The organism is Mycoplasma sp. CB776 (genome assembly GCF_054343395.1).
Genome location: NZ_JBTGVD010000002.1, coordinates 1 through 23621, shown reverse-complemented (window position 1 = coordinate 23621; position 23621 = coordinate 1). Strand labels below are relative to the sequence as shown.

At 25.1% G+C, this 23621-nt stretch carries 14 protein-coding genes; 12 read left to right on the top strand and 2 right to left on the bottom strand.

Translation table 4 applies throughout. The features are described from left to right. Window position 1: 1 nt before the first annotated feature. From rsmA to ACXX86_RS00380, 7 genes are all read left to right on the top strand, one after another. The gene (gene rsmA, locus ACXX86_RS00410; protein ID WP_458560932.1) at window positions 2-781 is read left to right on the top strand and encodes a 16S rRNA (adenine(1518)-N(6)/adenine(1519)-N(6))-dimethyltransferase RsmA; all 780 of its coding nucleotides are present in this window, start codon (window positions 2-4) and stop codon (window positions 779-781) included. Then, a complete protein-coding gene (locus ACXX86_RS00405) occupies window positions 782-1528 on the top strand; it encodes a type III pantothenate kinase (RefSeq protein WP_458559325.1) in 747 nt (248 codons plus the stop codon). It abuts the gene before it with no gap. Next, window positions 1528-3129, top strand: a complete 1602-nt coding sequence (locus tag ACXX86_RS00400) for an ATP-binding cassette domain-containing protein (protein WP_458560931.1) — start codon at window positions 1528-1530, stop codon at window positions 3127-3129. The genes ACXX86_RS00405 and ACXX86_RS00400 overlap by 1 nt, the downstream gene beginning before the upstream one ends. Then, window positions 3104-4720, top strand: coding sequence for an ATP-binding cassette domain-containing protein (locus ACXX86_RS00395; RefSeq protein WP_458559323.1), 1617 nt, complete (start codon window positions 3104-3106; stop codon window positions 4718-4720). Before ACXX86_RS00400 ends, ACXX86_RS00395 begins: the two co-directional genes overlap by 26 nt. A 7-nt stretch (window positions 4721-4727) precedes the next feature. Further along, the gene (locus ACXX86_RS00390) at window positions 4728-5423 is read left to right on the top strand and encodes a pseudouridine synthase (RefSeq protein WP_458559322.1); all 696 of its coding nucleotides are present in this window, start codon (window positions 4728-4730) and stop codon (window positions 5421-5423) included. A gap of 209 nt (window positions 5424-5632) precedes the next feature. Then, on the top strand, window positions 5633-9844 hold the full coding sequence (locus tag ACXX86_RS00385; protein ID WP_458560930.1) for a hypothetical protein: 4212 nt from the start codon (window positions 5633-5635) through the stop codon (window positions 9842-9844). Between the two features lie 9 nt (window positions 9845-9853). Beyond that, entirely contained in the window at window positions 9854-14983 is a 5130-nt protein-coding gene (locus ACXX86_RS00380; protein ID WP_458560929.1) for a hypothetical protein, read from the top strand. 235 nt (window positions 14984-15218) lie between these two features. Here ACXX86_RS00380 and nagB read toward each other — a convergent pair whose 3' ends face one another. Together nagB and nagA are read right to left on the bottom strand one after the other, a co-directional pair. Next, on the bottom strand, window positions 15219-15962 hold the full coding sequence (gene nagB, locus ACXX86_RS00375) for a glucosamine-6-phosphate deaminase (protein WP_436358530.1): 744 nt from the start codon (window positions 15960-15962) through the stop codon (window positions 15219-15221). After that, complete coding sequence (gene nagA, locus ACXX86_RS00370; RefSeq protein WP_458560928.1) at window positions 15962-17065, bottom strand: N-acetylglucosamine-6-phosphate deacetylase; 1104 nt, start codon at window positions 17063-17065, stop codon at window positions 15962-15964. Before nagA ends, nagB begins: the two co-directional genes overlap by 1 nt. 191 nt (window positions 17066-17256) lie before the next feature. Here nagA and ACXX86_RS00365 point away from each other — a divergent pair, with 191 nt between their 5' ends. From ACXX86_RS00365 to ACXX86_RS00345, 5 genes are all read left to right on the top strand, one after another. Beyond that, window positions 17257-17556, top strand: coding sequence for a hypothetical protein (locus ACXX86_RS00365; RefSeq protein WP_458557239.1), 300 nt, complete (start codon window positions 17257-17259; stop codon window positions 17554-17556). Then, the gene (locus tag ACXX86_RS00360; RefSeq protein ID WP_458560341.1) at window positions 17549-19264 is read left to right on the top strand and encodes a PTS transporter subunit EIIC; all 1716 of its coding nucleotides are present in this window, start codon (window positions 17549-17551) and stop codon (window positions 19262-19264) included. Before ACXX86_RS00365 ends, ACXX86_RS00360 begins: the two co-directional genes overlap by 8 nt. A 74-nt stretch (window positions 19265-19338) precedes the next feature. Then, entirely contained in the window at window positions 19339-20229 is an 891-nt protein-coding gene (locus ACXX86_RS00355) for a MurR/RpiR family transcriptional regulator (protein WP_436358534.1), read from the top strand. 58 nt (window positions 20230-20287) lie between these two features. After that, window positions 20288-21493: a phosphoglycerate kinase gene (locus ACXX86_RS00350; RefSeq protein WP_458559317.1), complete on the top strand. Its 1206-nt coding sequence runs from the start codon at window positions 20288-20290 to the stop codon at window positions 21491-21493. 51 nt (window positions 21494-21544) lie between these two features. Further along, a complete protein-coding gene (locus ACXX86_RS00345; RefSeq protein ID WP_458560927.1) occupies window positions 21545-23545 on the top strand; it encodes an MIP family Ig-specific serine endopeptidase in 2001 nt (666 codons plus the stop codon). The last annotated feature ends 76 nt before the right edge of the window (window positions 23546-23621 follow it).

The window sequence follows — 23621 nt, the reverse complement described above, 5'->3', positions numbered from 1 at the left end:
AATGAATAAAGAAATTAGAGCTAAAAAACAATTGGGACAAAATTTTTTAATTGACAAAAATATTATCAATAAAATTATAGAAATAGCAAATGTAGAAAATAAAGAAATCATAGAAATAGGACCAGGACAAGGTGCTTTAACTGAAATCCTTGTTTCAAAAGCAAAACATTTAACTGCTTTTGAAATTGATAATAATATGATAGAAATTTTAAAAAACAAGATAACAAGCAAAAATTTTAATTTAATTCATAATGATTTTTTAAAAGAAGAAATTTCTTTTGATTCAAAAAAAGAAGTTGTTGCAAATTTACCTTACTATATTACAAGTAAAATTTTGTTTAAAATATTTGAAAATATAAATAGTTTTTCAAAATTAACAATAATGGTTCAAGATGAAGTTGCACAAAGAATTGTTTCAAAAAATAATAAAAGTGAATATGGAAAATTGTCAGTTAGTTGTCAATTTCTAGCAGATGTTACAAAAGAATTTATTGTTCCTCCTACTTGTTTTTTTCCAAAACCAAAAGTAAATTCTGCTATTATAACATTAAAAATTAAAGAAAATTTAGATCAAAATTATGTTAATGAATTTTTAGAATTTGTAAAACTTTGTTTTTCTATGAAAAGAAAAACTCTTTACAATAATTTAAAAAATAAATTTCCAAGTCAAGACATTTTAAATGTTTTTAAAGAAAATAATATTCTTGAAAACACAAGACCACAAGAATTAAATTGACAAACTTTTGAAAAGATTTTCAAAAGTTTTTACAGAAAGGGATAAATGCTATATTTAGATTTAGGAAATTCGCTTTTAAAAATTGGATTTTTAAACACAAACAAAGAATTAGAAATAGAAAAGATTCCAGTTGATAAAATGGATGAAAATACTTTAAATTCAAAACTAAAAGAAATCAAAAATAAAGGTTTTTCCTTTATAAATGCTTATTTTTCTTCAGTAAAGCCTGAAAAAAATATAATAATAGAAAATGTTTTAAAAGAAAATAATATTAAAATTCACCAAATAAAAAACCACGTATTTAAGTTAACAGATTTAATTATTAGTAATCAAATTAATCTTTCTGAGATTGGAACAGATATTTTACTAAATGCTTTTTATACAGCAAAACAATTTAAATCAGCAATAATTGTGTCTCTTGGAACAGCAACTGTTATTTCAAAAATATATAAAAAAGAAATTAAAGGAGTTGTGATTTTGCCAGGAATAGAAAAAGGACTAAATTCTCTTTTTAATTCAACTTCACAAATAAATAAAATCAACTTAAATGATAAAATTGATAAATCAATTGGAACAAACACAGTTGATGCTTTATCAATAGGTATAATAAACGGAAATTATTTTGCAATAAAAGGATTAATTGAGCAAATGAATAAAGAAAATCTTCCAGTATTTTTTACGGGTGGAAATATAAAATATCTAAAAAATAAAATCAAAGAAAAACAAAATATAATTGAAGAAATGGTTATTAAATCACTAAAACTACTTGCAGAAAGTTGTATAATTGAATAATGTTTAAATATTTGAATAAAGAAAAAATGCTTACTTTTTTTATTGCGATTATTGAAATGCTAATATCTACAAAAATAACTTTTTCTTTATACATTCCTGGATTAATTAATCAATACATCCAAGAAAATAATAGTAAAGAATTTTATTTTTGAATTACAATAGAAGGGTGTTTGTTGTTTTTTGCAACAATTCTAGCATTTGTACGATTATTTTTAAAAAATAAAATTTTTAATAAAATTCAGTTTCATCTTAGAGAAGATATTTTAAGATCAACTGTTAATGAAAATCCAATGAATTTTGAAATAAAAACAAAAGGTAAATTTATTTCACAAATTCAGGATCAAATTCCAATAATTATTGAAAGGTTGTATTCTGCTTTTTTTAACTTATTTTTCAATATCGGAAGTATTATTTGTGCCATTATTTTAGCATTAATTTCAAGTTGAAAACTAAGTATATTTATCCTTCTTTTTTCTTTTATTACAACAGTTATTCCTTTAATTATTTCTTCATTTAATTCAAAAAAATGAAAATTATTAATGAAAACTTTTGAAGAAGGGAATGTAAAACTATCTGCTTTTTTATCTACTTATAAAATGTTTTATTTTCTAGATGTTAGACACATTTTTCAAGAACAATTAAATAATTTAAACACAAAATTTAGAATGAAATTATTGAAAATATTTTCTATATTATTTTTGGTTGATGTTGTAACTTGATATGTAATAACAATAACTGATATTGCTTTATTAATAGTAACAGCTTATTTTATCCTTTTTGAAAACGAAATGGTTGCAAACATTATAATAATTCCTGCACTTAGCTTTAAAATTAGTTTATCATTTAGAATCTCTTCGTGATTCTTTGTCCATTATAAAAGTTTAAAAGAAAAATTAGAAGAATTCAAAAGTACACCAAAAAATGAAAAATTATTTTTCAAAGGAGATAATCCTAAATTTGAAGAATTAATAATAGAAAATTTAAGTTATTCATATAATGAAAAAAATGTAATTTTTAAAGATTTTAACTTAAAAATCGAAAAAGGAAAAAAGTATTTAATCAAAGGACCATCTGGTTCAGGAAAGTCTACTTTTTTAAATATAATTACTAAACAAATTAACGAATATAAAGGAAAAATCCTTTTAAATGGTTATGATTTAAAAGAAATTTCTCAATCTGAAGTTAATAACTTCTTTACTTATTTAGACTCAAAAGAATTTGTTTTCTTTGATACTGTTTATAATAATTTAACACTTTGAGAACAAGGTATGAATAACGAAGCACAAGAGGCGTTGGAAAAAGTTAACTTAACAGAAATTTCTTTAGATTATGACATCAATTTAAACAATATTTTATCAACAGGACAAAAGCAAAGAATTAATTTTGCAAGAACTTTTTTAAGAAACAAAAATCTTTTAATTTTAGATGAAGCACTTGCTAACATAGATAAAGAAAATATTGAATTAATTGAAAATTTCTTATTTCAAAATAAAGAATTAACAATTTTAAATATCAGTCACCATGCTGAAAATTATGAAATGTATGATTATATTATAGATATGGAGAAAATTAAAGATGAAATGATCGCTAAGAGCATCTAAAAAATATACAATTTTGTATATTATTGCTGAAATTATTAATGTTATTTCAACACTTCTTTTTGGAATTTTAATGTCTTATGCTTCTTCTTTAATTTATGATGCAATTGTTCCTACAAATGATAAATATGCTTTTTTTAAAAGTTTTTTAATTGTCATTATATTTATTTTAGCAACTGATTTTTTTACTAAATTTTCCATTTGATGAAGAGTGCGACTTGAAGTTTATTTTAGAATGAAATTAATTAATAAATTAATAGAAAACGTGTTTAATAAATTTATAAATTCAACTGCTAAAAACAACTATGAATTTGATAGTGCTAAAATTTTTAGTATTATTTTCAATGATAGCAATCTTGTTTTTGATCAAGTTATTTTAACAATGGTTAGAACAATCGGTTCCACAATTGGACTAATAGCTAGTTTAATTTCAGCAGGATTGATTAGTTTTTATTTAATTCCCATTATTTTAATTATTGTGTTTTTTTCAGTTCTGCTTTCTTTATTTTTCAATAAAAAACAAACAAAAAAACAAAAAGATTATTCCAATGCAAGAACTGAATTTTTACAAGTTATTGATAATTATTTAAATGGATTTAAAATTCTATTTTATAACAACAAAACTCATTTAATTTATCAAAACTCAAGAGAAAAAAATTGACAACTTTATAAAGCATCTTTAAAAGTTAACAACGCTCAGGCTTTAAATGAAATGATTCCTGAAAGAATTTTAAGAATACTACAATTTGTTTCAATAATCACTATGGCTATTTTATTATTTTTAAAAGTTCCACATATTACTATTTTTACTCTTACTTTTATTAATTTTCTATTTCCTAAACTAATTACCACTGTTCCTTCATATATTTCAGGAATCAAAAAAATAAAAACATCTAAAAAAATAATAGAAAAAATTGAATTTAATATTGAAAAAGATTTAGGAAATACTTTAGAAAAAGAAATAGAGAAAATTGAACTAAAAAATATTAATTTTAGTTACAAAAATGGAAAAAATTTAATTTTCAATAACTTTAATTTTAGTTTTGAACAAGGAAAAAAATACTTCATCAAAGGCGCTTCAGGAACAGGAAAATCTACATTATTAAAACTAATTCTTGGTATTGAGCAAGATTATGAAGGGCAAATCTTAGTTAACAAAGCAGATTTAAAAACTATTTCAGATAGTTCCTATAAAAATAAAATAACTTATTTAAATAGTGAAAATATCATTTTTGATGAAGAGATTTACAAAAATGTTTCTTTATGAGAACAAAACAATGATGAAAAAGTAATAGAAGCACTTAAAAAAGCTAATTTATGAAATGAAGTTCAGCAAAAAATTGAACACAAAGAGTCTGCCATTGCTTTATCTGAAGGACAAAAACAAAGATTATCACTTGCTAGAGTATTTTATTTAAATAGAAAATTCCTAGTTTTTGATGAAGTTTTTTCAAATTTAGATAAAAAAAATATTGAAATAATTTTAGATAGATTAATTGAAGATAAAGAAATAACCCTTATTTTAGTTAATCACAATTTAGATCTTAAGCATTATGATAAATTTGAAAAAATAATAGATTTAAACAATTTATAAGGTTACAATGAAAAGAATAGAAAAAATAATTTCGGATAATTGCAATCTCTCTAGAACAGAAATTAAAAAGTTAATTTTAAAAGGTCAAATTCTTGTAAATAATTCTAAAATTAAAGTAGGTCAATTATTTCAAGAAAGCGATTTACAAATCACAATTAATGGGAATTATCTTTATTTAAGAGAAAAATTTATTTATATTTTATTAAATAAACCTGCCGGATATGTTTGTGCAAATAAAGATAATTTACATAAAACAGTTTTCAATTTACTTCCTGAATCTATTACTAATATAAAAAATCTACATACAATCGGAAGATTAGATTTAGATACAGAAGGACTACTGATAATTACAAATGACGGCGAAAGCACTCATAATCTTTTAGCACCTAAAAAACACATAATTAAAAAATATTATGTAGAGTTAGATAAAGAAATCAATTTTGATTTTTTAAAAGAAAAATTTGCACAAGGTTTTTACATTTCCCAAACCGAAAAAGTTAAACCTTCCTTTTTAGAATTAATAGAAAAAAATAAATGTTTTTTAAGCATTAGTGAGGGGAAATTTCATCAAGTAAAAAGAATGTTTCTTTCTTTTGATTATAAAGTTGCATATTTAAAAAGAGTTAAATTTAACAATTTAAATCTTCCTGATGATTTGGAGTTAGGTCAATATAAAATTATTAAAAAAGAAGATTTATTTTAATTATGATATATATATATATATATACTCTTTGTTATTCTAAAACAATAACAAATTTTAAATATTATTATTTCTTTTATAAAAAATTCTATATTTTAAAAAATATTAAAAAAAGATATTTTAATCAAAATTTACGCATAATTTCTTTTGAAATCCCTATTTGTAAGACAATTTATAAGTATTTTTATATAATTAAAATATAAGGATTAATTATGCAAAAAAAGAAATTTAAAAAATATATAATTCCTACTTTTTTAGGTATCTCTCCTATTTTAGCAGTTGCTTGTAATGAAAAAGTAGAAGTAGAAAAATTTGATAATAATGATAAAGAAATAGAAATTAAAAAAATAGATAATAAAACTACAGAAAATTCAGCTAATATTAAAGTTTTTTTAGAAAAACCCGTTTTTCAAAATGGTAATTTTTCTTTAACTTATGATAATCAAAATGTTAATGGAAACTTATCAAGCGATAAAAAATCTATAACATTTTTCATAAATAATTTATCATCAAATAAAATATATACTTTTGACATTAAATATAATGGAAAATCACTAAAAACTAAACAACAAGAAAGTCAATTCTTGTTTAAAACTAAAAAACAAGAAAAGCAAGAAAATCCTAACCCCGGTATAACTAAACCACCTACAAAACCTAATCCGGATAAAAATCCAAAACTTCCAGAAAATCCAACTTCCCCTACAAAACCAAAAGATAAAGATAATGAACCTGTTCAAGAGAAAAAAGATAATTTTACAATATCAAGTATTTCTTGAAAAGATGTCAATACAAATAATGTTACTTTAACTTTAAACTTTTCTAACTACTCACTTTCTGATTCAAACAAAAATAATCTTTTAGTTACTATTTCAGATGGACAAAATCATACTCAAAATCTTTTAATAACTGAATCACCTACAATTTTTACAACTTTTAATTCTCTTCTAGCAAATACAACTTATACTTTAACTTCTGTGTTGTTAAATGGAAAGGCTTTATCTTTACCAAGTGATAACTTAAGCATTACAACAGCAATGGAACAAAAAGAAATAGAACCTGAAACACCACCAAAAAAAGAGAAAAAAACCTATCATTTACAAAATACCACAATTTCTAATATTCAAACTAATAAAGCACAAATTACCATTTCTTTAGATACTTCATTAGATTCATCAGATACTGCAACTTTATCCATTCAAGACACAAGTGGGCAACGTTTAGATTTTAGTAGTCCAAAATCAAATAATACAAATTTAACTTTTGATTTATATAATCTTAAAGCAAATACAACATATTATCTTACTAATCTACAAATAGGAACTCAAAATATTTCTTTAAATAATAAGTCTTTTATAACAAATAATAACGATGTAGAATTTAATAAAATAGACTACTCTCTTTTAGATCCATTTACAAAATACGATGAGCAAGTAAGCAAATTTAATGCAAAAGATAATTTACATATTAAAGACATTTCTTTAATTGATAATAAAACTTTATGATTTTCTTTTGATCATTTACCTACTTTAAAAAATAACGATTTTACCTTTACATTTAACGGACATACTTATACAACCAAATATAATGGAACTTCCCAAAATATTTTAGTTAATGTAAATAATGCTAATTCAAATAATAGCATTTCTAATATAACTTATGGCATAAATTCCGTAGAATTTAGTAAAAATATTGTAAATATGAGCAAGACCGGAACAAGTGCTACATACTCCATTAATTCTTTTAACCTTAGTGACAACAAAGTTAATGTCAATGTAAATTATTTACCTAATTCAGCAAATAATAAATACCTCATTACAATAAAACCTGATGTAAATGCCTATGATGGAGACATAACAGTTGTAGGAACTTATAAAAATGGACATATCGAATCTGAAAATATTATTAAATTTAATCAAGGATACAATAAATATATTCTAAGTGATGTGGTATCTCTAAATAATAATTATTCATTTAATGTTCCTGAAGAACTTTCATGACAATCTAATCAAACATTCAATCCAACCATTTCCAAAATACAGTTTGCTGTTGCAAATACTACAAGCAATACCTTTGTAGGAGCAATTAACATCAATGCAACTGATTCAGAAATGGAACAATTTAGAACTAAATATTTAAAACTCACTTTTGTAGATTTAGTGCAAAAAAATATTCCAACCGATAGTGAAAGTGACAAAAGAAGTTATGGATATACAGGTGATGGTGGTGATTGATTTGAAAGACAATTTCGTCAAGAAAATACCAAATCAATATTTTTAAATTTTGATGAACTTAAAAAATTCTCTTTTACTGGTTTAACTGAAGGAATTACTTGAAAACTAAATCAAGTACAAATTGTTAATAAATATGACTTATCATCAGTTATAGACTATGATGACAAAGGACAAGAAGGAAAACTAAAACATCGCAAATTAAGTCTAATTCAACAAAGTGGAATAACTGAATTAAAACCAACTTTAGATGTTTCACAAAATACATACAATGATGCACTTGGAGTTAATTTTATAGCAAATAATTTAAATACAATCAATAGTTATCAATACCAAGAATCACAGTTAACTAACAACATTAATGGAGATGTTCCAGAATCAATACCATTTAATTGACATAACTATACAACTTTAAACAATGCTTATTTAAAAAATACCTTATTTTTAACACATTATAGTGGAGATGTTAATTCATATCTAGCTGGTTCATATTCACAATATAACAATCCTTTACCTGTTGTACTATTTGATAATAATCAAGAATATAACTATGGAGCAATCAAAGAACATGCTCTTGATAAAGAAATGCACGAAAACTCCGATAGAACCGAATTTTATGTAGAAAAAGATCTTAGAAACTTTAAAAATTTAGACACTAGTAAAGAAGCAATTCTTAACTTTAGTTTTGTAGCAAGTCCAAAACAAGTTAACTTTAGACAATTTTCTTTTGGTAGTTTTGATTGAGCTGTTTCTTTTAGTTGAAATAAACTTAATGCAAGTAATAACAAAACTCTTTCAAACATAAAGATTAAACTTTTAGGAAAAACTGAAGATTTATTAAAAAAAATTGGAAGAAAAATCGATTCAAATAGTAACTATCATTTAACATTAAATGACCAACAACTTGAAGACTTAATGAATAAACATCTTAAAGCACAAGTTTCAATAAATGGAGATAAATTAAAAATCTCATTAATTGCTCGGGAAGGGCACATTAATAAAGATATGTACATTCACAATCTTTCTTCAAGTTATTCAACTTTTGTTGATAAAACTTGAAATTATCTATCTATTATGTATTTAAAAAATGGAGAACCTTTTTCATATAAAAATGAGCACACTAAAGCAAAAAATCAATTAAAAATAGATGGATTTGAGTTTGATAAAGATACTAAGTTTAAAAGTGTTGGGTATAATGATGCTGATAATCCTATAAATATTGAAGTTACAACCTGATATACAAAATCTTCAGTTCAAAATACAATTCAAGAAGAAGTAATAGCTAGATCATTTGGAACTTTGTATGGAACTGCTTGAATGATAGGTAAAGTTGATCCTAGCAATCCAAATGATAATAGATATTATTTTGGAACTAATATTCACGTTCCAGTACAAACTACAGATTTTATTTCAGCACCAAAGCAACATACTTCAAAAGAAGATGTAAGTCTATTTTTAGGAGATTACTGAAATACAAATAATTCTGTTTTTTGAACTTCTCAAAATAATAACAATAAAAGTTTAGATGGAAGTTTATCAAATGTTAAAGGTAAAAATAGAACAGATTTTAAAATTCATATAATAGACATAAGCGAACTAATTAACTACTATAACCAGCATAAAAATGATGTAAATAAAGAAAATAATCCAAGATTTAAAGTTGCTGAACATATTGCTAATTGAAAAAATATAAGACACAATAAAGTATCTAAAATGGGTCGTTATATTCACCCTTATATGTACTATACAATGTATATGTCTTCCTTTCCTGGTTCAACAAAAAAACATACTAAAAAGAATATTCAAGTTCGTCAAAACTTTGTTGGTGATATCTTATTTTATCCAGGAAATTTAGTGCAAGATGCTACAACTGAAAAATCAAGTTTTATCAAAAAATTCCAAAATTCAAATGGTGAAATTATAAGAGGTAATGCAGAATACCAACTTGCCGGCGGTTCTTCAGGAACTGGTCTATATGATCATGAAGGAAACTTTTTAGGAATCCATGCTAACGAAGAAAATGGTGAAGCTTCTTCCTATTTATTATCTTCACAAAGAATTAATTTCTTTGGTGAATTAAATGATTATAATAATGGTTCATTTGCTTATAAAATACAGAGATTAAGTCGTTTATATCCTAAAAAATATAAAATGCTTGATATTTTCAATGAGTTTGAAAATCCAATTAAAAAATAAGGAGTGAGAATGAAAAAAATAAAAAAATTACTAATTCCGAGTGTTTCTATTACTATTGCTGCTTCTTTACTAACAATAGCATGTGGCAATAACGAAATAACAAAAGAACAAACTTTTGATGCTAAAGTAGAATCTATTCATGTTGACAATAATTCTGCAATTATTAAAATAAAATTAACTAAAACTTACAAAACTTCTGAAATTTCTTTATATTTAAGTAAACCTACACAATATGATAAACCACATATTAGCATTTCTTCTAATATTTTAACTATTACTTTTAAAAATATGAAAGAAAATACTGAATATCAAGTTGATAGTATTTTTGCTAATAAAACTGAATTAAAATTTTCTCAATTTGATAAAGAAAAATTGAGATTCAAAACATTAAAAAATCAAGAAGTTAAAACAGATGCAGAGATTTTGAGTGTTAATTCAGATTCAAATAGTGCTACATTTACTTTAAAATTGACTAATAAAAATTTAGATGTAAGCAAATTATCAGCAACTTTAAACCCAAACTCAAATGCTTCAATTACTTCTAAAAACGATGTAGTTACTATTAGTTTTAAAAACCTTACTCCAGATACAGATTATCATTTATCACAACTCAAAGTTGGAAACACTATTTTAAAATTATCAAATAGTGACAACAATAAATTATTCTTTCATACAGCAAATATAAGCAAAAAACCACAAATTACTCAATTATCTCTTTCTGAAGATAATAGCAAATTATATGTAAAACTTGCTAATGCAAATAAAACAATGTTTGCAAATACAGCAAAAATAAAATTTGAAAATATTGATTCCGTTTTTACTTCTTCTTTATATGATGCAAATACACAAATATTAACCTTTGATATTTCAAACATAACAAAACCAGATAATAATAAATTGGCAATTTCATATTTAGAAATTGCAAATAATCAATATCACAGTAATTTAACAATTACTTTTAACAAAACAAATAATCCTGAAATTGATTCTCCAGAACCTGAGACACCACCTAAAACTAATCCAGGAACAGGTGATAATCTTGGCGGAACAGATAATTCACAGAATCCACCTGAACAAAATAATCCAAAAGGCGAAAATCCTTCACCAACTACTCCCGATAACAGTAGTAACCCCATTGAAAAACCAAGACCAGAAAATGATCAATTTACTATCGATTCTATTTCTTTAACAGAAGTTTCTAAAACAAGTGCATCATTAAGAATTTCATTTTCTTCTAATAGCAAATTACACGATCCAAATGAACATACCTTTGATGCTATATTATCAGATTCTGTTAATTTAAAAGTTACAAATTTTAGAGAAGGAAGTAATTTATATTTAAATTTTAATAATTTAACTGCTAATACAACTTATAAATTAACATCTTTAAAATTAAATAATGTAACTTTAAATTTGCCAACTAATAATCCAACTTTCACAACATTAAATACAAATTCAGAAGCTTTTGTTAGTGAAAACTTTAAAAAAGTATTTAATGAAAGTCACGTTTTCGGAACATATAGTCAAGATTTATTAAATGTAAATCAATATACAGATTCAACTGATGCAACAATTAAAGCAGACAATTCCTTAAATCAATACTTTACTTTTATAGAAAGTAGTGATTACAATCAAGTTTCAAACGAAGTTTTAAATCCACCAAAAAATACACAAATTATCAACTCAACAATAGCTGATAATACTATCAAAATTCAAATTAAAACAGTTGATTTAAGTGATAATACTTCACTTACTTTAAAATACAAAAAAGCCACTAAAGAACAACTTAATACAGTTTCTGAAACAGGTGTTAATGCTGTTGTAACTAATAATTTAGTAACTTTTACAATTAATAGTTTAGCTGCAAATGAGTTTGTAAAAATAACAGGTTTATATAATAATTCAAATAAAATAAATCATTTTAGTGGATTAAATAGTATTTTTGAAAATAAAAACTATACAACTGAATCAAATGCTTTTGAATTTAGTAGTGAAAATAATTTTAAAGCTATAAGATATCAAAATGGTCTCATTTCCCTGGAATTTATTGCAACAAAAAAATCAAATCAAAATTCAAATGTAAACTTTCCACAATATTTTATAAAATATAAACAAAACGGTTCTTTTCAATACAAAGAATTTAGTCGTAGTGCTTTAGAGGGTTCAACAAATGCTCGTAAATATAATGTATTTTTACAGAAAAATGAATCATTTATATGAGATAATTATGTAGATTTAGTTTTACAAAAAAATGGTGACAGTGGTTCTAATTACTATGATATAGAAGGCTTTCCAGGATTTAATAGTGCTTCAGGAACTCTTACTAATAATTACCAAAATCCTGTTTTAGACGTTTTATCAACAAAAGTAGAAAATAACAAAGTTATTGTTAAATATTCACAAAGTCTTAATGAAAATATTAATTCAATTAAACTTTTAGTTAAAAACTTAAATCCTTTTGATCCTTATTCAAAACTTATTGAAGCAACAGTTGATAAAACTAATAAAAACGCTTCATTCAATGTATCGCTTTTACCTAAAAACCTATCTAAATACATTATTACAGCAGCTCAAGTAGGTGATGAACAAACAGGTTTTTCTTTTTTAGATAAATATAAATTTCAGACAAATGTATCAGCAAAAACCTTTAATTTAACTAATTTTTCTACTTATATCGATGAAAATAACAAAAAATTATATGGATCAGCAAAATTTGATTTTACTAATGAAGATTTAAAATTATTCAAAAACAAATGAATTATTTTTGAACTAAAACCTGAAGTGCAAGCTGATAAACTCGAAGCATATCAATTTGTTTTACCAACTACTTTAAAACTAATTGTGCCATTTGAAAAACTCTGAAAATTCCAAATTTCTGGTTATTTTGAAAACACTAAATATACTATTTCTAAAATATATGCAACAGAAAAACAAAGAATGGATATGTATTATGATAAATTTAATTTTTCTGCTAATGCACAAAAATCATTTAGATATCACTTTAATTATTCAACAAAAGGAAGTAGTCCTTATTTATTAACTAACAATAATCAAACTAACGCTATTACAACTTATAACAATAGCGATTTAATTACTCAAAGTAAAAACTTAACTGTTGATGATTTAACTGGATATTGATTAAACCATGAAAGCAAAAGCAAAATTCCTTACTCACTTCAAAACCATTATGCTTTAGTTGAATATGAAAGAATGTGAAAATATCGTGCACTTGAAGATGATAGCACCTTAGCTAAAAAAGATTTTATACTTGTCGATGATACGGGAAAAGAACTTGATTATTACTTTTTTACACCACGTGAAATTCTTGCTAAAACTATTTTTAACTTTGGTGAAAATCACCATTCAATTTGAATAGAAAAAGATTTAGATGAATATAAAAACTGAGAAAATTTTCAAAATGAAACATATTTTACTTTTAGATTTGAATTAGAAAACACTAAAATTATTACAACTAAAACTAATCGAAATTCTTCAGTTCCAGTTCCCCGTGGGTTGTTATCCTTTGTAAATGTTTCAGTTTCTTTTAAAGAACTTTTAGAAAGACACACAATTGAAGATGCAAGTTTTACAATTACCGCAAGAAATGAAGATGCTTTATTTAATCAAACTCTAGCTGCAATGATGAAAGATAGATATTCCTTTAAAGTTACTTATGATCAAAATAATAAAAAGTTAAAATTAGAAGTAATTCCAAAAAATTCTGATATTTATTTCACAGATATTTTATCTGAGCATATTTTAGCAAATAAATCAACAGCTTTTGTTGGAAATGTCTTTCTAACTATGAACTATGTTGATAATAAAGTTAATCCAACTAAAAATCCTTCATATCTAGCAAAAGCACTAAAAGATTCGATGTCAATTTCACTCACTGAAACTATCCAATCACGTCAGCAAGCTGAAGAAGGAAAAAGAAACAATTCTTCCTATGATAAATTTCAACAAACATCAAAATTAAAAACTGAAGAAGGAATTGTTAAACGCCTTTATTTAGAAGATAAATTTGATGTATTAAACGATGTAAGAAAAAGAACTTTCGCTTTTGATTACCATGGAAGAGGAACATGAGGTTTATTCAACAAAGTAAAACCAGATGATCCAAACGATCATCGTTACTACATTGTCTCTAACTCCCATAATATCGATTTGCTAGATGATGGTTCTAGTCCTTCATGAGTAAGAGCAGGTCAATCACTAGATGGATTAAACATTGAAAAAAGAACAAGAAGTAATATCCTATCTCCTATTTTCTTAAATAGACCTACTGCTAATACACCTAATAAAGAACCCATTTTAGAAAATCATGGTTTAGGGCACAATATGATTAATAATTTAAGTATTGAAATGGTTTCACACTTTTTTGCAAATGGTAAATCTGATGAAGATTCCTATAAAGATCCTTACTTTCAAGATTTTCGCGATAACTATGGAAATCCACTTAGCAGAGGTGAAAAATATTCAGATATCACTGTTGCAATTATAGACATCTCTTGATTTGAAAATAATTTTGCAAACAAAAATATAGATAGCACTGATTTTACCTTTGAAGGTAAAAAACTCAGTGATGATCAAAAACGAATTATTAAATTCTTTTTAAACTGAAAAACTGCTAAAGAAATTAAAATTTCTAATGAATTATTACATCAAAATGCTTACAACAATTTAAATTGACTTGTTGGTTCTATGCCAGGACAAAATTCTAAAAACCCTGATTCTCCAGTAGGCAAAAACGGACAAACTCGTTTCCGTGAATATTTATTAGGAAACTTCAGATTCCAAGGAAATATTAATAGTCTTGGTTCTTTAAATCATAAAAATGAAACCATTGTATATGGTTGAAATAGTGTTGATTTTGCAGCTGGTTCATCAGGTTCTAATGTTTTTGATAGTCAAGGTAATTTAGCTGGACTTGTAACACAAGATCAAGATGGACAAACTGCAGAACAAGGAACTGCTTCAATTATGTTACTGGATGGACAAAGAATTGGTTACATTGGTAACGGACACAATCCTCAAAATCCTTATTCATTTTATGAAAAAATTCGTTTACTTTCATACTTATTCCCAGAACGATATGGAGCAAAACATTTTTCTGAAAAACCTGCAGATTTATTATAATTTCAAAAACACCACAAAAGTATGTGGTGTTTTTAAATTCAAGGTTTGCAAAGTTGTTTAATATCATCTTTATTAATAGGTTAAATTTTACAAATTTATATCTTTTTTATTATTTTAATATTTACTAATTTAACAAGTAAAGTATAAAGAGAAAAAGACTAAAATGCCTTAAAATAAAGTAAAATCGGTAATATAAACTTTCAACTGGGAAAGAAAATAGTATAATTTAAAATTTTTATTTTTCTTTATTTTGAAAGTCCAATAATTTAGCTGCTTGTTCATCTAAAATAATAGTTACATCTTTATGTAATCTTAAAAAACTTGCAGGTAAATTACCAGAAATTTCTTCTGTTATCATTCTTTTAATTGCTTCTGCTTTGGAATTTCCAGTCGCAATTAAAAGAATTTTTTTTGCTTCTAATATAGTTCCAATCCCCATGGAAATAGCTGTTTTAGGAACTTCATTTTCATTATTGAAATATATTTTATTAGATTGAATTGTGCTTTCTGTTAATGTTACTTCTCTTGTCCTATCATAAATTTGAGAACCCGGTTCATTGAATGCAATATGTCCATTTGTTCCTATTCCTAAAATCATTAAATCAATTCCACCACTATTTTTTATTTTTTCTTCATAGATAAGTGAATTTTTTTTAATATCACCAATTCCATTAGGTAAATTAATATTTTTTTTAACAATATCAATATGATTAAATAAATTTTGATACATAAAATAATGATAAGAACAAGGATTTTCATTAGAAACTCCAACATATTCATCTAAATTAAAAGATGTGACTTTTGCAAAGGAAATTTCTTTATTTTTATACATTTTAATAAGATTTTTGTATGTTAAAATAGGTGAATTTCCTGTAGCAAAACAAATTTTTAAATCCTCTTTTTTAAAAATTTGTTCTTTTATTAAATTAGCAGTAAATTCTGCTACTTTTTCTTCATTATTTTTAATAAATATTTTCATTATTTCACCACTTCTCCATTTATATAAACTTTTTTTATTGAATAATTTTTTGAATCTAAAATTAAAAAATCTGCTAAATAATTTTCTTCAATTTTACCTAAATTTTGAATTCCAAGATATCTAAAAGCATTATATGAAGTCATTTTTACAGCTTCATTTAAAGAATAACCTAATTTTAAAATATTTTTAAATGCATCATGTATTACTATTCCTGAACCTGCTATTGTATTTGTTGCAAGTAATTTGATAACTTTTGCCTTTTTATAAACAACAAGATCACCAGAAACACTCTCTCCATCTTTATAATAAGCAGGTTTAATAGCATCAGAAATTGCAATAATTTTATCCACTCCTTTTATATCAATTGTGAATTTTACAGTTTCTTTTTTAATATGAATAAAATCAATAATCATTTCACTATAAACATTTTTATTTGATAAGGTTGCTTGTGCTATTCCGGGATTTCTTGAATCCACTCCAGACATTGCATTTCACAAATGACAAACTGAATCACACCCATTTTCAAAATATTTAGAAGCTAAAGTAAATGATGCAGATGAATGACCTATAGAAGGAAAAATTTCTTTCTTTTTCATAAATTTTAAAATATCTAAATTTGCCATTGTAGGATCAAAGGAAATTCTTTTCAATTTATTATTGGAAGCAAATAATAGTTTTTGAATTTTAAATTTAGTTGCTTTTTTTAAAAATTCAGCACTATGAGCTCCTTTTTTATCAAAATTAATAAAAGGACCTTCTAAATGAATTCCTAAATTTCTAGAAACTGTTTTTTCTACAAGAGACATTAAATTTAAAGAGTCCAAAATTTTAGTTCATTGTTTAGACATTGCAGTAGGCATAAATGAAGTTGTTCCTAGTTTAGCTAATTTTTTAGAAACTTTATATAAAGATTCTTTATTATCCATAACATCATAATTTGCAATTCCATGAATATGTAAATCAACAAAACCTGGAACTATTAAATTACTTCCTTGTCCTTCTATTAGTTCTATTTTTAATATTTTATTTTTTTCTAAATAAATATTTGCATTGTCAATAGTATATTCTGGATTAATTATTTTGCAGTTTTTTATTATTGTCATATTTCACCTTATTTTATTTTACAATTTATCAACAAAATAAAAAAAAGTTGCATAAATTATGCATAAGAATTTATAAATATTCATTAAATTTCAAAAAAAATGCATAAAATATTTATTTTATTTCATTAAAGTTCAAAATGTATAATAATTTAATTGTTAAAGACTTATTTAACACTAAGGAGGAAAAGTAAATGTCTCTTTTCAAAAAAATTGACTTTAAAAAGATTGAAAAAATTCAATGAATATACATTTCACTATGAATTTTGTTTTCAATTTTACTAATAACTGTTGTTTTATTGCTAACTCTTTACACAAAACCAAATTTAAACAATGCTGAACTTCAAGCAGCAGCATTAAAAGTTAGAGCAGATGTAATTGCTTCTTTTGTTTTGGTTTTTGTAATTGTTTTCTTTGGATCAATTCTTTCAACTGTTATTATACATGGATTCTTTATTAAAAAAGTGAAAGGAGTAAAACAAAAAAATGAGTAGTTTAAAAACAATGAATGCTGGAAAAGCAAGTTCAGGTTTTTTCAAAAAAATGTTAGAAAGACTTGGAAAAATTGGTACTGCTTTATTATTCCCTATAGCTATTTTACCAATAGCTGCTATTTTATTAAGAATCGGAGCTGATGTTCCGCAAGATACTACATTTTCTAAACTTATTCAAAATATTGTAACTCAGTCTGGAGATCTTGTTTTTTCAAATCTTTACTTGCTATTTGCTATTGGTTTAGCATTTGGATTTACTAAATCAAGAAGGGGAGAAGCTGCTTTTTCAGGAGCTGTTGCAATGTTTATAGTTGCAAAACTCGTTCCTATTTTAACTACAGCTTTATATTCTCAAATTAATTTAGGAGAATCTTGAGCAAAAGATTCAAAAACTATAGTGCTTGGATTTGAAGCGTTATTTAGAGGTAAATACGAAGCAATTCTTGGAAACAATGTTTTAAGTGGAATTATAGTTGGTTCTTTTGTTGCTTGAATTTATAATAAAACTAATATGGTTGAATTACCAAAAGTGCTTGGATTTTTCTCAGGAAAAAGACTAATACCTTCATTAGCTGTTGTTTTTGCAGTAATTTTCTCAGTTGTTTATTCACTAATTTTCCCTTGAGTAGCATTTGTAATATTCAAACTATCTAAATTGCTTTCTGATGCAACAAGTCCAGGAGAAGCAAATACACTTTCAGTCAGATTCACAAGAGCTTCTATTGAAGGGGTTTATGGTTTCTTAAATAGACTATTAATCCCTTTTGGATTACATCATATCCCAAATAATTTATTCTGATTCCAATTAGGAAGTTTTGCTAAAGAAGGTGGAAAAGCAGATGAAGTTGTAAACGGAGATATCTTTATTTTCTTACAAGGAGTTGCTAAAAACAACCCAGGTGGATTATTCCAATCAGGTTTCTTCCCAATGATGATGTTTGGATTACCTGCATTAGTTGGAGCTTTTGTATATACAGCAGAAAATAAAGAACAAAAAATCAGAGTTATAGCTCTTCTTGGTTCTGCTGCACTTGTAAGTTTCCTTTCAGGAATAACAGAACCACTTGAATTTGCATTCCTTTATGCATCACCATTATTATTTGTTGTACATGCTGTTTTAACTGGTATTTTTGCTTTTATAACAGGTGCATTTGGAATTCAATTAGGATTTGGTTTTTCAGCTGGATTAATGGATTACATTTTAAGTATTCCTAAATCACTTGCTATAATTAAAGAATCAGGATTTACTGGAGCAAATAAAGTATTTGCAAACCCAGGTTGAATAATTCCTATCGGTGCTTTAACAGCAACTACATATTTCTTTGTTGGAACACTATTAATTAAAAAATTAAATCTAAATACCCCAGGTAGAGGTACAGGAAAAATTGCTGATGAAGAAATAGAAAACCAAAAATCAAGCAAAATAGAACAAACAGATTCTAAATCTAAAAGTACTTTATCTAAAAAAGCAGTAACCATCATAAAAGCATTTGGTGGTTGAGAAAATATTGTAGAATACAATAACTGTTCAACAAGATTAAGATATATTGTTAAAGATGGTTCTAAAATCGATGAAAAACTGATGAAAAGCGCTGGAACTTTTGGATTAATTAAAATTTCTGAAAATTCATTCCAAGTAATTATTGGTGTTGAAGCAGAACTTTTAAATAACCAAATAACCGCAAACATCGGTGCTCCTTTAGAATAATTAAAAAGTTCAAGTTATAAAAAGACTTGAATTTTTTAATCAAATTCTTAAGTTATGAATATAATTAAAGCAATATGAATAAAAACATTTTAATTTTTGACAAGGATTTAATTGAAGAAATTGATAAAAAGAACTTTTCTATTTCTTCTTTTAAAAAAATTTGAAATTTTATCGAGAAAGAACCTTTTAACTTTATTAAAACAAATTCAACAGATTTATCTAAAAAATTAGATATTTCTCAATCTACTGTTTCGCGTTTTGCAACAAAAATAGGGTTTGCTAGTTTTAAAGATTTACAAATTTATGTATCTCAAAGAATTCAATATAAAAAAGATTTAGAAATAGATATTAAAGATGAAAATAATTTAACTTTAACTCAAGTAATGAATAATATAAAATCACATTATCTTTTTTCTTTAGAAAGCACTTTAACTAATTTAAATCTAGAAAAAAACATTACAGATTATATTAATACCCTTTTAAAATACAGGAAAATGACAATTTTCTTTGGTGTTGGAGAATCTGCTCTTGTAGCAAAATACCTTGCAACCAATTTAAGAAAAATAGGTTTTAACACTATTTTTATCAATGATATCCACGAATTTTTTTCTTTTAGTAACTTATTAAAAGACCATATGCATATTACTTTAATTTCTAAAAGTTGCAAAACATTAGAAATTAAACAAATAAAGGAGTATTTAGACAAATTTTCCATTGCTACAAGCATATGGACTAAAAATAGCAAAATAACTGTTACTAAAAATGTGCAAAACGTAATATTTTTAGATAGTATTGAACAAAATTACAGAATTGGTTCAATTGGTTCAAAAATTTCTGCCTTTATCATTGCAGACATAATTTTTACTTATTTAAGTTCCAAAATAGATCATAAACAAACTATTTTTGCCAAAATTGAAAACAACATTGACCAGTGAAATAATTTAAATATTAAAGATAAAAAATAACTATAATAATAAAAAAGTTTTATAATATTATTAATAAAAATAAAAAATAGGAGAATAAATGAAATCAACAGTTAAAAAAACAATTGATGATCTACAATTAAAAGGTAAAAAAGTTTTAATAAGAGTAGATTTTAACGTTCCAATTAAAGATGGTAAAATTACTTCTACAAAAAGAATTGTAGCTTCTCTTCCAACAATTAAAAAAGTTATTAGTGAAGGGGGAAAAGCAATTGTCTTTTCTCACCTTGGAAGAATTAAAGAAGAAGCAGATAAAGCAAAAAAATCTCTTCAACCAGTTGCTATTGAACTTTCTAAACAATTAAATCAAGAAGTTCTTTTTATTAGCGAAACTAAAGGAAAAAAACTTGAAGATGCAATTAAAAAATTAAAAGATGGGCAAATTTTATTATTTGAAAATACAAGATTTGAAGATTTAAATGATAAAGCTGAATCAAAAAATAATCCAGAATTAGGAAAATACTGAGCTTCTTTAGGTGATGTATTTATTAATGATGCTTTTGGAACCGCTCATAGAGCACACGCTTCAAATGTGGGTATTGCTTCTAACATCAAAGAATCTGCAATGGGTTACTTATTAGAAAAAGAAGTGAAAGCACTTTCCAAAATTGTTACAAATCCAGAAAAACCTTTTGTTGCAATTATAGGTGGGGCTAAAATTTCAGACAAAATCGGTGTTGTATCATCACTTTTAGAAAAAGCGGATAAAGTTATTATTGGTGGTGGTATGGCTTATACATTCAATAAAGCTTTAGGTTTTAATATTGGAACTTCTCTTGTTGAAGAAGATAAGATTGAGTTAGCAAAAGAATATTTAAATAAATACAAAAACAAAATTATTTTACCAGTTGATCACGCTATGGGTAAATCTTTTGAAGATCAACCAAGAATTTTAAATGACTCAAATCCTTTACAAATTCTTGATAACACAATGGGACTAGATATTGACAAATATTCAATAGAATTATTTAAAAAAGAACTTGAAGGTGCTAAAACAGTTCTTTGAAATGGACCAATGGGAGTAACAGAATTTTCTAACTTTAAATATGGAACAGAAGAAGTTGCAAAAGCAATTTCTAAACTAAATGGCACTTACTCTGTAATTGGTGGGGGAGACTCTGTAGCGGCAGTTGAAAAACTTGGTTTTGAACAAGCATTTAGTCATATTTCAACAGGTGGTGGAGCTTCTATTGAGTTCTTAGAAGGGAAAGAATTGCCTGGAATTAAAGCAATTCAAAATAAATAATTAACTAAATAAAATCTATTTTTTTAGATTTTATTTTTATATTTTACAAAAATGAAAAAACAAAAATTTATTAAAAAGTTATTTATTCCACTTGCTTCTTTTACTCCATTAATGCTTTTTTCTTGCTCAAACACTAAAAATGAAATTTCTGTGAAACCAACCAATGAACATCAATATGAAAAATCCAATGACTATAAAACTCTAAAGAATGCTAAGAAAACATTCTCTGATGAAGAAAAAAATATTTCTAAATTTTTTGAAAAAAAGATTGATAAAATCTCTCATGCAAAACAATTAGAAATATTAAAAGAATTTTTACAAGAACAAAATTTAACACTTTCTAGTGATATTTCTGTTAGTTCTGTAACTCTCCAACCAACAAGAATGTATTGAGCTTTTAAAATCAAAAATATAGAAGAATCCTTTGGTTTTGGTTTCTTTTACAAACAAAAAAGTAAAGAAAACAAACCAGAAAACCCTCAAAATCCTCCTTCAAAAGAACCCAAACCAACACAGCCAGTTACAAATCCTAAAGATAATCTCCCAGAAACCGAAACACCAAAAGAAAACCCAAACAACGGAATGCCACCTTATTTTGATCCTTCCAATGTTGAAAAACAATTAAGAGAAGCTAGAGAAAAACGAGAAAGAGAAGATCAAATAAAAAGGGATGATTTAGGTCCACAAGATTCTGATTTAATTATTTCTGAAAGTGAAGCTTATAATGAAATTTTAGATAGAAGTTTTGCAATTTCCTTTAATTCTAACGGAGTTGATCCTGAAGATAATCAATCTGGTGTAATAGCAAATAATCCAAATGGTACTGCTTGATTATTGGATTATGCTTGAAAAAATAATCAAGAAAATTCTGATGAATTAGTTCTTTTCCTTGCTACTAATGCTCACGTGTATCAACGTGCATATAATGTTTTAGATCAAAAATGAAAAACTGATTTTCCTGATTATTTCTCTAAAAATTCTACAGATTCAATTGAAAGTTTTAACATCGGTTTTGCTCCTAAAAACATAGCAAATAATGCTTCAATAAATAATTTGGAACACCCTGGACAAGGTAATAAAGCAATCTATTATACTAATGCAACATCAGCACAAACTACAAAGTATGATGACACAACATTAAATGGTTTTATTAAAACTACAAATGTTTTTGATAATCCAAAAACAGTCTTTGTTGCTACAAATTTCTTTGATGATCAAACAAATAAAAAATTAGTAGAAAGTGCTCAAAAACAAGAAGAAGACAAAAATAAAGATTTAGTTGTAGGAAAAGATTTTGCAGTCTTTTCATTAAAAATTCACTATAATAATTTGAAAAATGCAACAGATGCTAATTTAACTCAATTTAAAACTAAAATAGATAATGCAATTGCTGCATTAAAAAATAGTATCACAAGATCAAAAGGTAAAAATAATATACCTAATGTTGAAAATAATTCTATTCCTTATCTTGATATTGATTATGCAAGTCAATGATTAAATAAAGAAGATGCTAAAATTAATCAATATAATTCTAAAAATCGTTCTCACGCAAATCTTAAATCAATATACATTGCTGGTTATCCATCAACAGACAATCAACAATTTTGAATGCGTAATTACTCCAAAAATATAGAAAGAGACAGTGCAGCATTTGCACAAAGAGCAAACTTTACTAATGGCCAAGATGTTAAATCTGAACTTGATAATAATAGAACAATGAAAGGGATTGGTTATCAAGGTCTTATAAGTAATTCCGGTCTCTTTTGAGGTTCTTCTGGCTCATTAGCTCTTAATGAATATGGTATTGCAGTAGGAATTTTTGCAACAACAGCCAATAAAGGAGATTGAAAAGATATTTCTGGTAAAGGTGGCGTTGTCTTTCTAACGCAATATGCAGACGATGCTTTCTACGGACCAGCTCATAATTTAATCGATGGATCAAATAAACAAAAATATCCAAAACAAACAAAATCTTATAAAGAAAATCTTACCAAAATGAAAGCAGATTATGAAGGATTTACTCATACTGCTTTATTCCCTGAAGGAGTTTAGGAAGTGTAATAAATTTTGTGTAAAAATTTCTCAATAGCAAATATTTAAATTAAAATATTTATAAGGAGAAATTTTT